Annotated in this window: 11 protein-coding genes; 6 read left to right on the plus strand and 5 right to left on the minus strand. The window is 68.4% G+C overall.

From position 1 onward, the window contains the following. Positions 1-30: 30 nt before the first annotated feature. Both thrS and gltX read right to left on the minus strand, forming a co-directional pair. A complete protein-coding gene (thrS, locus tag K343_RS0109420; RefSeq protein ID WP_028007864.1) occupies positions 31-1,938 on the minus strand; it encodes a threonine--tRNA ligase in 1,908 nt (635 codons plus the stop codon). A gap of 21 nt (positions 1,939-1,959) precedes the next feature. After that, positions 1,960-3,378 carry a glutamate--tRNA ligase gene (gltX, locus tag K343_RS0109425; protein WP_028007865.1) on the minus strand — a complete coding sequence of 473 codons (1,419 nt, stop codon included), beginning with the start codon at positions 3,376-3,378 and terminating at the stop codon, positions 1,960-1,962. A gap of 167 nt (positions 3,379-3,545) precedes the next feature. Between gltX and K343_RS0109430 the strand changes: the two genes are divergently transcribed. From K343_RS0109430 to hisI, 3 genes are all read left to right on the plus strand, one after another. Further along, on the plus strand, positions 3,546-4,406 hold the full coding sequence (locus tag K343_RS0109430; RefSeq protein WP_028007866.1) for a 6-carboxytetrahydropterin synthase: 861 nt from the start codon (positions 3,546-3,548) through the stop codon (positions 4,404-4,406). A 35-nt stretch (positions 4,407-4,441) separates the two neighbouring features. Next, positions 4,442-5,158 (plus strand): hypothetical protein, encoded by a 717-nt coding sequence (locus K343_RS0109435; RefSeq protein ID WP_028007867.1) that lies wholly within the window; start codon positions 4,442-4,444, stop codon positions 5,156-5,158. A gap of 112 nt (positions 5,159-5,270) precedes the next feature. Beyond that, entirely contained in the window at positions 5,271-5,747 is a 477-nt protein-coding gene (hisI, locus tag K343_RS0109440; RefSeq protein WP_020648455.1) for a phosphoribosyl-AMP cyclohydrolase, read from the plus strand. 126 nt (positions 5,748-5,873) lie between these two features. Here the strand turns inward: hisI and K343_RS21545 are convergent, their stop codons facing one another. The 3 genes from K343_RS21545 to K343_RS0109455 form a co-directional block, all read right to left on the minus strand. Continuing rightward, complete coding sequence (locus K343_RS21545) at positions 5,874-8,159, minus strand: DNA internalization-related competence protein ComEC/Rec2 (protein ID WP_161628871.1); 2,286 nt, start codon at positions 8,157-8,159, stop codon at positions 5,874-5,876. A gap of 29 nt (positions 8,160-8,188) precedes the next feature. Further along, positions 8,189-8,878, minus strand: a complete 690-nt coding sequence (gene lolD, locus K343_RS0109450; RefSeq protein WP_028007868.1) for a lipoprotein-releasing ABC transporter ATP-binding protein LolD — start codon at positions 8,876-8,878, stop codon at positions 8,189-8,191. A gap of 73 nt (positions 8,879-8,951) precedes the next feature. Next, positions 8,952-10,199: a lipoprotein-releasing ABC transporter permease subunit gene (locus tag K343_RS0109455; RefSeq protein ID WP_028007869.1), complete on the minus strand. Its 1,248-nt coding sequence runs from the start codon at positions 10,197-10,199 to the stop codon at positions 8,952-8,954. Positions 10,200-10,388: 189 nt separating this feature from the next. Between K343_RS0109455 and K343_RS0109460 the strand changes: the two genes are divergently transcribed. From K343_RS0109460 to K343_RS21550, 3 genes are read left to right on the plus strand one after another with little or no spacing between them, the layout of a single operon-like run. Beyond that, complete coding sequence (locus K343_RS0109460) at positions 10,389-11,852, plus strand: alkaline phosphatase (RefSeq protein ID WP_051278110.1); 1,464 nt, start codon at positions 10,389-10,391, stop codon at positions 11,850-11,852. Positions 11,853-11,880: 28 nt separating this feature from the next. Further along, complete coding sequence (locus K343_RS0109465) at positions 11,881-13,296, plus strand: alkaline phosphatase (protein ID WP_028007871.1); 1,416 nt, start codon at positions 11,881-11,883, stop codon at positions 13,294-13,296. 59 nt (positions 13,297-13,355) lie between these two features. Further along, positions 13,356-14,048: a hypothetical protein gene (locus K343_RS21550; protein WP_051278111.1), complete on the plus strand. Its 693-nt coding sequence runs from the start codon at positions 13,356-13,358 to the stop codon at positions 14,046-14,048. The last annotated feature ends 165 nt before the right edge of the window (positions 14,049-14,213 follow it).

Consider the following 14,213-nt stretch of genomic DNA (forward strand, 5'->3'; position numbering starts at 1 on the left):
GCACTCCGTGAAGACGGCGGGCGGATTCGTTCAGCGCAGCGCGCGCAGGCGTTGCACGGCTTCGTCGAGGCTCAGGGTTTCCTGATGCTCTTCGCCGCGGAAGCGCAGCGTCAGCTTGCGCTCCTCGGCTTCCTTGCGACCGACGACGACGATGACCGGAATCTTCTGCAGCGCGTGCTCGCGGATCTTGTAGTTGATCTTCTCGTTGCGCAGATCGGTCTCGGCACGCAGGCCGGCGTCCTTGAGCAGCTCGCCGACTTCGCGCGCATAGCCGTCGACGTCGGAGACGATCGGCGCGACCACGACCTGCACCGGCGACAGCCAGAACGGCAGGCTGCCGGCATGGTGCTCGAGCAGGATACCGATGAAGCGCTCCATCGAACCGACGATCGCGCGGTGCAGCATGATCGGCCGCTGGCGCTGCGAGTTCTCGTCGACATACGAAGCGTCGAGACGCTCCGGCATCATCGGATCGAACTGCATGGTGCCGACCTGCCAGGCACGGCCGATCGAGTCCTTGAGGTGGTATTCGATCTTCGGACCGTAGAACGCGCCCTCGCCCGGCAGCTCGGTCCATTCAACGCCGGCCGCGCGCAGCGCCGCGCGCAGCGCGTTCTCGGCGCGATCCCAGGCCTCGTCGGTACCGAGACGCTTGTCCGGGCGCAGCGCGAGCTTGACGTCGATCTTGTCGAAGCCGAAGTCGGCATAGACCGCCATCGCCTGCTGGTGGAAGGCGGTGACTTCGCCTTCGACCTGTTCGGGCGTGCAGAAGATGTGGCCGTCGTCCTGCGTGAACGCGCGCACGCGCATGATGCCGTGCAGCGCGCCGCTCGGCTCGTTGCGGTGGCAGCCGCCGAACTCGGCGTAGCGGATCGGCAGGTCGCGGTACGAATGCAGGCCGGCGTTGAAGATCTGCACGTGGCCCGGGCAGTTCATCGGCTTCACCGCGTAGGTCCGCTTCTCGGACTCGGTGAAGAACATGTTCTCGTGGTAGTTGTCCCAGTGCCCGGAACGCTTCCACAGGCTCACGTCCATGATCTGCGGGCCGCGCACTTCCCGGTAGCCGCTCTTCTTGTAGACGCCGCGCACGTACTGCTCGACCGCCTGCCAGATCGCCCAGCCCTTCGGGTGCCAGAACACCATGCCCGGCGCCTCTTCCTGCTGGTGGAAGAGATCGAGCTGCCGGGCGAGCTTGCGGTGATCGCGCTTCTCGGCTTCCTCGACCTGCTTCAGATACGCCTTCAGCTCGTCGTCGGTCGCGAACGCCACGCCGTAGATGCGCTGCAGCTGCGCGTTGCTGGCGTCGCCGCGCCAGTAGACGCCGCCGACGCGCGTCAGCTTGAACGCGCTGCCGAGCTTGCCGGTCGACGGCAGATGCGGACCGAGGCACATGTCGAGCCAGTCCGGGCCCTGCCTGTAGATAGTGATTTCCTCGTCCGCCGCGATGCCTTCCTTGACCCACTCGGACTTGAAGGCCTCGCCGTGCTCGTCGAAGTAGGCAATGACCTGCTCGCGCGGCCACACCTCACGGGTGATCGGCAGATCGCGCTTGACGATCTCGCGCATCTTCGCCTCGATCGTTTCGAGATCGGCGTCGGTGAACGGCACTTCGCGCGCGAAGTCGTAGTAGAAGCCGACCTCGGTCGCCGGACCGAAGGTGATCTGCGTGCCGGGGAACAGCTCCTGCACCGCCTGCGCGAGCACGTGCGCGGCATCGTGGCGGATGACTTCGAGCGCTTCCGGCTTGTCGCGGGTGACGATGGCGATTTTCGCGTCGCGGTCGATCGGCCGCGTCAGGTCCCACAGCTCGCCGTTGACGGCGATGACTGCGGCCTTCTTGGCGAGACCCGGCGAGATGCCTTGCGCAATGGCGAGGCCGGTGACGGGCGCGTCGAACGACTTGACGTTGCCGTCCGGAAAAGTGATCTGAATGGACATGGTGTTCTTCGGTATTCGGAATCAGGATTTGCTGCGAACGTAGCTGACCGCGGCCTTCAGCCGCGCGAGCGTTCGCTCCCGTCCGAGCAGGAACAGCGTCTGGTCGATCGGCGGCGAAACCGCCATGCCGCAGCAGGCGACGCGCAGCGGCTGCGCGACCTTGCCCAGCCCCAGGCCGCGGCCTTCGGCGAAGCCGTTGACCGCGACATGCAACGCCTCGGCCGTCCAGTCCGGCAGCGCCTCGAGCAGCGCGGCGAGCGCTTCGAGCACGGCGGCACCGTCGGCGTTCAGATGTTTGGCGGCGTCCTTTTCGTTGTAGCCATCGAGCTCGGCGTAGAAGAATTTCGACTTCTCGGCCATCTCGACCAGCGACCGGCAACGCTCGCGCTGCTGCTCGATCACCCGCTTCAGATCCGGACCGTTCGCCGGATCGACGCCGAGGCGGCGCAGATGCCAGTCGAACTCCGGCGCGACGATGGCCGGATCGGCGATCTTCAGGTACTGGTGGTTGACCCACCAGGCCTTCTCCATGTCGAAGCGCGCCGGGCTCGCCGAGACATGATCGAAGTCGAACTTCTCGATCATCTCCTCGCGCGTGAACAGCTCCTGGTCGCCATGGCTCCAGCCGAGGCGCACGAGGTAGTTCAGCAACGCTTCCGGCATGAAACCCATCGCGCGGTATTCCGTCACCGACAAGGCGCCATGGCGCTTCGACAGCTTGGCGCCGTCGGCGCCGAGGATCATCGACACGTGCGCGTAGGCCGGCGGCGTCGCGCCGAGCGCCTTGAGGATGTTGATCTGGCGCGGCGTGTTGTTGACGTGGTCATCGCCGCGGATCACGTGCGTGATACCCATGTCCCAGTCGTCGACGACGACGCAGAAGTTGTAGGTCGGCGTGCCGTCGCCGCGGGCGATGATCAGGTCGTCGAGCTCGGCGTTGTCGAACGCGATCTCACCCTTGATCAGATCGTTCAGCACGACCTGCCCTTCGAGCGGATTCTTGAAGCGCACGACCGGCTGCACGCCGTCCGGAATCGGCGGCAGCGTCTTGCCCGGCTCCGGGCGCCAGCGGCCGTCGTAACGCGGCTTTTCCTTGCGCGCCATCTGCTCGGCGCGCATCGCGTCGAGTTCTTCCTTGCTGCAGTAGCAGTAGTACGCGCTGCCGGCGGCGAGCATCTGCCCGATCACTTCCTTGTAGCGGTCGAAGCGCTGGGTCTGGTAGATCTCGGCAAAGTCCGACTTCAGGTTCAGCCAGGCCATGCCCTCGAAGATCGCGTCGACCGCCTCCTGGGTCGAACGCTCGCGATCGGTGTCCTCGATGCGCAGCAGAAACTTGCCGCCGTGGCGCTTGGCGTACAGGTACGAGAACAGCGCGGTGCGCGCGCCGCCGATGTGCAGATAGCCGGTCGGGCTGGGGGCGAAACGGGTAACGACGGTCATGTCGGGAGAAGCCGGTGGATAAGCCACGGAAAGCCCGAGATTTTAAACCACGCGCCCGCCCGCGTCCCGCGCCGCGGCCGGCGCGGCGCGAGCCGGCGCGATTGACGGGGCGCCGGCGATGTGTACCCTGCCGCCGCCGTACACTGATCCGCCGCCGGCTTCCCGCCATGTCCTGCCTCTTCGTCGAACAGCTGACCGTCATCGACTGCGCCTACCTGGACGCGGTGCGCGGCCTGGTCGGCGAAAGCTGGATCGTCGACGTCGAACTCGACGGCGCGCTCGACGGCCAGTCGATGGTGCTCGACTTCGGCGAGGTCAAGAAGCGGCTCAAGCGCGCGATCGACGCCAGCGTCGACCACAGCCTGCTGGTGCCGCACCGCGCGCCGGGCCTGCAGCTGGCCCCGGACGGCGAGCGCCTGAACCTGAGCTTCGAAGCGGCGCCCGGCGTCTATGAGCACAGCTCGCCGGCCACCGCCGTCAGCCTGGTCGACGCCGCGGCGATCACGCCCGACACCGTCGCCGCCCACCTGCGGCCGATGCTCGCCGCGCATCTGCCGGCCAACGTCGCCCGGCTCGGGCTGCACCTGCGCAGCGAGCGCATCGACGGGGCGTACTACCACTATGTGCATGGCCTCAAGAAGCACGAGGGCCTGTGCCAGCGCATCGCCCACGGCCACCGCTCGCGCATCGAGGTGCGCGTCGACGGCGCGCGCGATGCGGCACTGGAGCGCGACGTCGCCGAGCGCTGGCGCGATATCTATCTCGGCACGCGCGAGGACATCGTCGCCCGCGACGCCGGCCGCATCCGCTTCGCCTACACCGCGCGCGAGGGCCGTTACGAACTGGCGCTGCCGGAGTCCCGCTGCGACCTGCTCGATACCGACAGTACCGTCGAGCAGATCGCCGCACACCTTGCCGGGCGTCTGGCGCCGTCGCGGCCCGGCCGCGCGATCGCGGTGCGCGCCTACGAAGGCGTGATGAAAGGCGCGATCGCGCGGACCGACGGTCATCCCGGGCCGCGGGATTAAGTCCGGATTCAGACCGCCGCGCTACAGTAGCGGCCATGAGCAAACGTCCGTCCGCACTCCGCATCGCCGCGCTGGCGCTCGCCGCCGCCGGTTCCCTGGCCCTCGGCGGCTGCGTCGTCGACGCGCCGGCGCGGCCTGGCGTGTCGTATGGCTACGTCGCCGGCAGCGTCGGCACCGCGCCGCCGCCAGCCTATGTCGACGACGATCCGTACGGCTACGGCAATGCGTACTACGGCGGCGCCTATTACGGTCCGTCCTACTACGGCCCGTCCTACTACCCGCCGTCCTACTACGGCGGGTCGAGCGCAACCTACGTCTACACGCGCGACCACTACTATCCGGTCTACCGCGATCCGCCGCGCGGTCACGATCACGATCATGACAACGACCACCATCACGGCGGCGACGATCACGGTCACGGCGGCGGCCACGGCCAGCCGCCGCCGTCGAACATCCCGGACCGCGGTGGCGCCCGCGCACCGTGGCAGAACGTCTGGACCCGCGACCGGAATGGCGCCGGCAGCCCGCAGCAGGCTGGCGCCGGCAAACCGTCGCGTCCGCCGCAGCAGGCGCCGGTGCGGCCGGACAACGGCGGTTTCGGTTCGCGCCCGGTGCGCGACACGCCGCGCATCGAAGGCCGCACGCCGTTCTCGCGCCCGACGCCGAACGCCGCGACGGCTCCGCGCAACGAACGCCCGGTGCGCATGCAGGCGCCGGAACCGGTCCGCAACCGCCGCGCCACCGTGCAGTAAACGCCGGCGCGCCGCCCGAACCGGCGAACCCGGCCGGTTGTGATATAAAGGCCGCCCTCACGGGCGGCCCGCCGCCGGGCCGCCCGGATTCCGCCACGATTTGCCGAGCATCATGGGTACCGACATTCACTTCTTTCCGCGCGTCACCGTCGAACAGGTCGAAGAGGGCAAGGAGCTCGCGCCCAAGTTCGACGAGCACGGCCTGCTGCCCTGCGTGACGACGGCCGCCGCCAGCGGCGAAGTGCTGATGCTCGGCTACATGAACGCCGAAGCGCTGAAGCAGACGATCCTGACCGGCGAGGCGCACTACTACTCGCGCTCGCGCAAGACCATCTGGCACAAGGGCGCGACCTCGGGCCTGATCCAGAAAGTCGTCGACCTGCGCATCGACGACGACCAGGACGCCGTCTGGCTGAAGGTCGAAGTCGTCGGCGAGGCCAGCTGCCACGTCGGCTACCGCTCCTGCTTCTACCGCTCCGTACCGACCGGCGAGGGCCCCGAAGTGCGCGAGCTGCACTATCAGGAATCCGAAAAAGCCTTCGATCCGAAGGCCGTCTACGGCGACGCGCCGAACCCGACGCAGCTGTAGGCCGGCGCCGCGCGCCGCGCGACAAGACCCCTGCCCCGGCAGGGGTCTTTTGCGTTGCGCGCCCGTACTGCGGAGCGTCCCCCTGGTACACGCCCCGTCCTTCGGTGCGTCTTTTGCGCGCCCGCTTCAGCCGCCGCAGGGCTGCGCCGGCAGCGCCTCGCCGGCCGTTCGCCAATAGGGCTGCGCCGCCGCCGGCGCGTTCCAGTAATGCGCCGCACGCTCGCGCCAGCGCTCGACGCGCAGCGCGCCGGCTTCGCCGAAGATCGTGATCGCGCCTGCCTCGCCGCTCATCGACAGGCGCGCGCCGCAGTCGAGGTAGCGGCGCACGACCTCCGCTCGCGGATGGCCGAAGCGGTTGTGCCAGCCGCTGGCGAAGATCACCTCGCGCGCACCGACGGCGGCAACGAAGGCCGGACTCGAGGAGCTGCGGCTGCCGTGGTGCGGCGCCAGCAGTACGTCGGCGCGCAGCGCCGCCGGATGGGCGTCGAGCAGCCGCACCTCGGCGCGCCGCTCGATGTCGCCCGGCAGCAGCAGCGAGAACGGCCCGTCGATCTTCAGCACGCAGGAACGGTCATTGTCGGCTCGCGCGTCGTCCGCGTCGGCCGCAGCCGGCGGATGCAGCAGCGCGAAGCGCACGCCGTCCCACTCCCAGCGCTCGCCATCGCGGCAAGGTTCGCCGCGTTCGGTGCCGATCTCGCGCATCGGCCGCAGCAGGCGCCGCAGCGCCGGCACGCCGCCGGCGTGATCGCGGTCGCCGTGCGACAGCACCAACAGGTCGACGCCGCGCAGCCCGCGCGTCAGTACGTACGGCGCGACCACCGAGGCGCCGGCGTCGAAGCCGTCTTCGTAGGCGGGCCCAGCATCGAACAGCAGGCTGTGGCGCGCAGTGCGCACCAGCACCGAAAGCCCCTGCCCGACGTCGAGCACCTGCAGCTCCAGGCCGCCGCGCACCGCCTGCTGCGGCGGCCACAGCAGCGGCAGCAGGCACAGGGCGCCGAGCGGCCGCAGCGGCAATCCGGCCGGCGCGAACAGTAGCAGGCTGCCGAGCAGCGCCAGCGCCAGCGCCGCCAGCGGCGGCGCCGATGGCAGCCAGGCCATCGGCCAGTGCGCGGCGAGCGCCTGCAGCGCCGCGAGCACCCATTCGAGCAGCGTCGCCGTCGGCGGCAGCCATGCGCCGGCCAGCGCCGGCGACAGCGAGCCGGCCAGCGCGACCAGCAGCAAGGCCGGCGTCAGCAGCGCGAACAGCGGCACGGCGAGCAGGTTGATGAATGGCGCCGCCCAGGCCAGGCCGTGAAAATAGAACAGCGTCAGCGGCGCCAGCACGAAGCTCAGGAACAGCTGTACGCGCACCGCCGCGCGCCAGGCCGGCTCCGGCCGCCAGCGGCCGACGACCAGATAGAAGATCGCGCCGACGGCGGCGAACGACAGCCACAGGCCCGGCGCCAGGACGGCGCAAGGATCGGCGGCAACGATCGCCAGCCAGGCCAGCGCCAGCCCCCGGCTCGGCTGCGTGAAGCGATACAGCGCCGCCGCGGCGACCAACACCAGCAGCATGAACAGCGCGCGGGCGACCGGCGGCTCGAAGCCGGCGAGCAGCGCGTAGACGGCGGCGACGCCGGCCGAGCCGAACAGCGCGGCGCGCTGCGCCGGCACGCGCAGGCACAGCCACGCCGACAGTGCCCAGGCCCAGCGCAGCACGAAGTACGCGAAGCCCGACACCAGCGCCAGATTGAAGCCGGAGATCGCGATCAGGTGCGTGGTACCGGTCAGCCGGAAGGCGTCCCAGTCGGCGTCGCCCAGCTCGGCAGTGGCGCCGATCGTCAGCGCCTTGAGCAGCGCGGCGCCCGGGCGCGCGCCGAGTATGGCGTCGACGCGATCGCTCCACGCCTGGCGCAGGCGCAGCACCGGCCATGCGCCGGTCGCCGCGCAAGGCTCGGCCTCGCGCACGGTCGCGGTCGCGCCGAGGTGCTGACGGAACAGCCAGGCCTCGTAGTCGAAGCCGCCGGGATTCAGCGAACCGTGCGGCGCGCGCAGGCGCAGTTTCAGGCGCCAGCACTGGCCGCCGGCCGGCACCGCGTCGGTGCGGTACCACGACACGCGGATGCGCGACGGCAGGTCCTCGTCCGGCTCCGGCACGAAAGCGAAGCGCCAGGTGCGGCGCGGGGCGCCGTCCTCTCCGGCCGGCTCGTCGGCGCGTTCCGGCAGCGAGGCGATCGTGCCGCGCAGCCAGCGCTCCTCGTTGTAGGCCGACTCGGGCCAGCGCGCATCGAGCCGGCGCTGCGCGTGCCAGTCCGTCAGCAGCGTGCCGAGCAGCAGCGCCAGCAGCAGCGCACGGCCGCGCCACGGCCACAGCGCCGGCGGCAGCAGCGCCGCGAACCACCACGGGGACGGCAGGGACGACAGGGCGTGCACCAGCAGCACGCCCGCCGTGAAGGCGATCGCTACGGCACGGAGGTCTGGACCAGGCGCCCGCTGTCGAGCGTCCATATGCGATCCATGCGGCTGGCCAGGTGCAGATCGTGGGTGACGACGACCAGGCTGGTGCCGAGTTCACGGTTGAGCTCCAGCATCAGCTCGAAGACGCGTTCGGCGGTCTTGGTGTCGAGATTGCCGGTCGGCTCGTCGGCGAGCACGCAGGCCGGCCGCGTCACCAGCGCCCGCGCGACGGCCGCGCGCTGGCGCTCGCCGCCGGACAGCTCGCCCGGCTTGTGCTGCTGGCGCTCGCCGAGGCCGACGCGTTCGAGCAGCTCGGCCGCGCGCTTGAAGGCCTCGCGATCCGGCATGCGCCGGATCAGCAGCGGCATTGCCACGTTCTCGAGCGCCGTGAATTCCGGCAGCAGATGATGGAACTGGTAGACGAAACCGAGCGCACGATTGCGCAGGCGGCCGCGCGCGGTGTCCGACAGCGCCGACATGTTCTCGCCGGCGACCCAGACCTCGCCCGACGACGGCGCATCGAGACCGCCGAGGCAGTGCAGCAGCGTCGACTTGCCGCTGCCACTGGCGCCAACGATCGCGACGCGTTCGCCGCGGCCGATCGTCAGGTCGATGCCCTGGAGCACGTCGAGATGCAGGCGGCCGTCGTCGAAGGTCTTGCCGAGCGCCTTCGCCTGGATAATGGTCGGATTCATGGTGTTCGCGTCACCACTCACGACGCTATGACCCTCGTGCTCTGCATGGAGCTCCTCCAAGCTGTTCGTCGCGCTATTCATAGCGCAGAGCCTCCGCCGGCTGCACGCGCGACGCGCGCCAGGCCGGATAGAGCGTCGACAGCAGGCCGAGCGCGAGCGACAGCGAGCCGATGCGGATGACGTCGGATAGCTTCAGTTCCGACGGCAGATCGCTGATGTAGTAGACGTCCGGAGCCAGGAACTGGTGATGGGTCAGCCGTTCGAGCAGCGGCACCAGCGTTTCCACGTTCAGCGCCAGCAGCACGCCGCCGGCCACGCCGAATGCGGTGCCGACGAAACCGATGATCGAACCCTGGACCATGAAGATCGCCATGATCGAGCGCGGCGTCGCACCGAGCGTGCGCAGGATCGCGATGTCGGCCTGCTTGTCCTGCACCACCATCACCAGGGTCGAGACAATGTTGAAGGCGGCGACGCCGACGATCAGCGACAGGATGATGAACATCACCATCTTCTCGGTCGCCACGGCGCGGAAGAAATTGGCGTGGCTGCGCGTCCAGTCGGAGATGTAATAGATGCCCGGCAGCTGGTTGGCAAGATCGCGCGCGACGCGGGGCGCCGCGAACAGATCGTACAGCTTCAGGCGCACGCCGGTCACCGTCTCGCCCATGCGCAGCAGGGCCTGCGCGTCCTGCAGATTGATCAGCACCAGGCCGCGGTCGAACTCATACATGCCGACGCGGAAGATGCCGCTGACGGTGAATCGCCGGAAGCGCGGCAGCACGCCGGCCGGCGTCACCGAAGCCTGCGGGATCATCAGGTCGACCTTGTCGCCGATCGTCGCGCCGAGCGACTCGGCGAGTTCCGAACCGAGCACGATGTTGTAGGAGCCCGGCGTCAGCGACTCGAAGGTGCCGGCCTTGATGTGCTGGCCGATTTCGGAGACCCGGTTCTCCTCGGCCGGAATCACGCCGCGCAGCATCGTGCCGGACAGGTCGGAACCGACCTTGACCATGCCTTCGCCTTCGACGTACGGCGCGACGGCGGCGATGTCCTTGTTCTGCGCCGCCAGCTTGGCGACGCTCTGCCAGTCCTCGAGCCCGCCGCGGTAGGCCGCGATCGTCGCGTGCGAGGCCATGCCGAGAATGCGCGTGCGCAGCTCGCGCTCGAAGCCGTTCATCACCGACAGCACCGTGATCAGCGCCGTGACACCGATCGCGATGCCCAGCATCGACGCCAGCGAGATGAACGAGATGAAGTGATTGCGCCGCTTCGCCCGCGTGTAGCGCAGACCGGCGAACAATTCGTATGGATTACGCATAAGCGGTGAATTGGAGCACATGGCCGCCAGCGCGCGCCACTCGCCCGCCGCCGGAAGCGCTGACGATCGACTGTCACATAGCGGTCACGGCATCGCAACCATGCTCGGCTAGGGTTCGCGCGTCTTATCGGCGCACCCTCCAGGGCCGCCGCTAGCCGCACACCCCAATTAGCGACCCAGGGAGTCACCATGCAGAAACCGTCACTGCGCCGCCGCCTCGGCGCCGGCATCGTTACCGCGTGCGCCATCGCCGGAACCTTATCGCTCGCCGCCTGCAACGACGACAATAAGAACTCAACCCCGCCGCCGGCGGAAGCGCCGAAGAAGCACGTGCTCTTCTTCCTCGGCGACGGCATGGGCATCACCACGATGACGGCGATGCGCATCTACAAGGTCGGCGAAGAAGGCCAGCTGACGGTGGACAAGCTGCCGGAAAGCGCCTTCGTCCGCACCTATTCCGAAGACGCCCAGGTCACCGACAGCGCGCCGTCGATGGCGGCGTACATGACCGGCGTCAAGATGAAGAATGAAGTCATCTCGATGAGCGCCGGCACCAACGCCTACGCCGAGAACGGCAGCCAGTACATCAGCGGCGCCGACAGCACCTGCCCGGAAGGCAACGGCACGCCGGTCGACACGCTGCTGGAAATCATGAAGGCGCAGGGCTACGGCACCGGCGTCGTCAGCACGACGCGCATCACCCACGCCACGCCGGCCACCACCTACGCCCACGTCTGCAACCGCAACGGCGAGAACACGATCGCGGCGCAGATGGTGCCGGGCGGCACCGGCTACAACGCCAAGCTCGGCGAAGGCATCGATGTCGTGTTCGGCGGCGGTCGTCGCCACTTCCTGCCCAAGGGCGCCGGCAGCTCGCGCAGCGACGACCGCAACCTGATCGACGAGATGAAGGCCAAGGGTTACACCTACGTCTCGAACAGTGCCGAGTTCGGCGCGGTCACCACCGCCACCTCGAAGGTGATCGGCCTGTTCACCAGCAGCGACATGAGCTACGAGCTCGACCGCAACCCGGCGAACGAACCGAGCCTGAAGGAAATGACCGAGAAGGCCATCGACCTGCTCGCCACCAAGGACAAGGGCTTCTTCCTGATGGTCGAAGGTGGCCGTATCGACCACGCGCTGCACGCCGCCAACGCCAAGCGCGCGCTGGTCGACGGCATCGCGTTCGATGACGCCATCGGCGCCGCCATCGCGAAGATGGAGACGATCGATCCGGGCCTGGCCAACACGCTGATCGTCGTCACCGCCGACCACGATCACACGCTCGTCCTGAACGGCTATGCGCAGCGCACCGGTCCGACCACGGCCGAAAACGCGGGCATCCTGGGTCTGGTCAAGGAGTACGCCAACGGTCCGTCGCAGGGCCAGCCGCGCAAGGACGTCAACGGCAATCCGTACACCAACATCGGTTTCGGCGACGGCCCGAACCGAGCCGAAGTTCGCGCCACGCTGGACGAAACGACAACCGGTGCCGACGGCTACATCCAGGAATCGACGATTCCGCTCGGCTCGGAAACGCACGGCGGCGCCGACGTGTTCCTCGGCGCGACCGGTCTGGGCGCCGACAACTTCCACGGCGTGATCGACAACGTCGAAGTGTTCGGCAAGATCAAGACCGCGCTCGGCCTCTGAAGCTCCTACGAATAATTAGGATTCCGCAATGAAACACACGACCATTGTCGCCGGCATCCTCGCCGGTGCAGCCTTGATCTTCGCCGCTCAAGCCAGCGCCGCGGATGCCAAGAACGTCATCTTCTTCCTCGGCGACGGCATGGGCCCGGTCACGGTGACCGCTGCCCGTATCTACGGCGGCGAGAAGGCCGGCCTGGCTGTCCCGGAGGCCAACAAGCTCGCGATGGAACAGCTTCGCCACACCGCGCGCGTTCGCACCTACTCCCAGGACGCGCAGACGACCGACAGCGCACCGGGCATGTCGGGCTACATCACCGGTTCGAAGTCGAAGAACGAAGTGATCTCGATGTCGGCCGACACCAACCCGAACGCGCCGGACGGCACGCCGTACCAGAGCGGCGGCGACAGCACCTGCCCGGAGACCGGCAACGGCACCGCGGTCGACACGCTGCTCGAGATCATGAAGGCACAGGGCTACGGCACCGGCGTCGTCAGCACCACGCGCATCACCCACGCGACGCCGGCCACCACTTACGCCCACGTCTGCAACCGCAACGCCGAGAACACGATCGCGAAGCAGATGGTTCCGGGCGGCGAGGGCTACAACGCGAAGCTTGGCGATGACGGCCTCGACGTCGTTCTCGGCGGCGGCCGCCGCCACTTCGTGCCGTCCACCTCGGGCGGCAGCCGCAACGACAGCCGCAATCTCCTCACCGAAATGCAGAACGCCGGCTACACGTACGTCGCCAACGCCACGGCGCTGTCGGCGATCAACACCTCGACGACGAGCAAGTTGCTGGGCCTGTTCACCAACAGCGACATGAGCTACGAGCTCGACCGCGTCAAGAACTCGCTCAACGAGCCGAGCCTGGCGCAGATGACGGAAGCCGCGATCCGGGTCCTGTCGCGCAACGACAAGGGCTACTTCCTGCTGGTCGAAGGCGGCCGTATCGACCACGCGCTGCACGGCACCAACGCCAAGCGCGCGCTCGAAGATACGCTCGCGTTCGACTCGGCCATCAAGAAGGCGCTGGAACTGGTCGACCTGGAAGACACGCTGATCGTGGTCACCGCCGACCACGATCACGTGATGGCCTTCAACGGCTACCCGAAGATCGGCAATCCGATCCTCGGCGTGGTCCACGGCTACGCGCCGGGCGATGACGCTCCGGCTTCCGCCAACGACGGCAAGGCGTACACGACGCTGGTATTCGGCAACGGCGGCGGCCCGCGCCTGGCCAGCCGCGACGACCCGAGCATGATCGACACCCAGGCCGACGACTACCTGCAGGAAGTCGGCGTCAAGCTCGGCTCGCCCGGTTCCGAAACGCACGGCAGCGGCGACGTGATGCTGTTCGCCGACGGCGCCGGCAGCCAGAGCCTGAAGGGCACGATCAACAACATCGACGTGTTCGGCAAGCTCAAGACCGCGCTTGGTCTCTGATCCTGGCCATGACAAGGGGCGGGTGCGCACGCACCCGCCCCTCTTTTCGTGAGTAGCACATGCGCAAGATTCTTTTCCTGTTGGGCCCGGCGCTCCTGCTGGCCCTGGTACTTCCCTGGTTGAAGCCGGCCACGGCCGCGGCGTCCGCCTCGAACCTGCACGTCGAATACCTGGGCTGGACGATCGGCAGCGACGGCTCGCGCCACCAGCTGTCGTACGCGGAGCGCGTCTATCGCGACGGCGATCTGCTCTGGATCGAGCGAGAGATCCCGGACGCGATCAAGAAGCGTCACGAGGCGCAAGCCCATAGCGCGCTCGGACACACGCACGACGATGTCGTCGGCGCACCGCTGTGGATCCGGCAGAACACCGATCACAGCCTTTACGTGCGTCTCGTCGACCATCACGAACAACGCCTGATCGAAGTCGGCCCGGCCAATTACGGCAATGTCGGCTTCGGCGGCAGCTGGGCCGAGGCCTATCACCTGCTCGACCCCGCCGATCTTCAGAAGCTGCAGAAGGCCGGTCCGGAAGCGGACGGCCTGCAGACGTATGAAGCGCAAAGCGGCCAGCGCCATCTGCGCGTGGTCTGGGACATCGCCGGCCAGTACGCGCGCGAGATCAGCTCGTGGGACGAGGACGGTCTCTCCGCGCGCACGATCAAGGCCACGCGCATCGACCTGCCGAAACAGGCGCCCTGGGTCACGCTGGCCGCCTACCGGCTGCGCGATTACTCGGACCTGCTCGACTGAAGTCGCACCTCCGGCACGCGACCGCGCAATGCGGTCGCGTGCGCGCGGACCTCTTGGCCGGCGCTCTTGCCGGCAAAGCTGAGCGAGCGCGCTACCGCGCTCGCGCCGGTGGCGTGCGTCGATGGAACCTGACACGCCGACCGGCCGCGAGCCGCCACACGCGAG

This window comes from Solimonas flava DSM 18980, assembly GCF_000426685.1.
GTDB classification, from domain to species: domain Bacteria; phylum Pseudomonadota; class Gammaproteobacteria; order Nevskiales; family Nevskiaceae; genus Solimonas; species Solimonas flava.

Excerpts from the sequence above, each read along its gene's own strand:
- thrS (WP_028007864.1), bottom strand. The coding sequence starts at position 1,938 with ATGTCCATTCAGATCACTTTTCCGGACGGCAACGTCAAGTCGTTCGAC.
- gltX (WP_028007865.1), bottom strand. The coding sequence starts at position 3,378 with ATGACCGTCGTTACCCGTTTCGCCCCCAGCCCGACCGGCTATCTGCAC.
- K343_RS0109430 (WP_028007866.1), top strand. The coding sequence starts at position 3,546 with ATGTCCTGCCTCTTCGTCGAACAGCTGACCGTCATCGACTGCGCCTAC.
- K343_RS0109435 (WP_028007867.1), top strand. The coding sequence starts at position 4,442 with ATGAGCAAACGTCCGTCCGCACTCCGCATCGCCGCGCTGGCGCTCGCC.
- hisI (WP_020648455.1), top strand. The coding sequence starts at position 5,271 with ATGGGTACCGACATTCACTTCTTTCCGCGCGTCACCGTCGAACAGGTC.
- lolD (WP_028007868.1), bottom strand. The coding sequence starts at position 8,878 with ATGAATCCGACCATTATCCAGGCGAAGGCGCTCGGCAAGACCTTCGAC.
- K343_RS0109455 (WP_028007869.1), bottom strand. The coding sequence starts at position 10,199 with ATGCGTAATCCATACGAATTGTTCGCCGGTCTGCGCTACACGCGGGCG.
- K343_RS0109460 (WP_051278110.1), top strand. The coding sequence starts at position 10,389 with ATGCAGAAACCGTCACTGCGCCGCCGCCTCGGCGCCGGCATCGTTACC.
- K343_RS0109465 (WP_028007871.1), top strand. The coding sequence starts at position 11,881 with ATGAAACACACGACCATTGTCGCCGGCATCCTCGCCGGTGCAGCCTTG.
- K343_RS21550 (WP_051278111.1), top strand. The coding sequence starts at position 13,356 with ATGCGCAAGATTCTTTTCCTGTTGGGCCCGGCGCTCCTGCTGGCCCTG.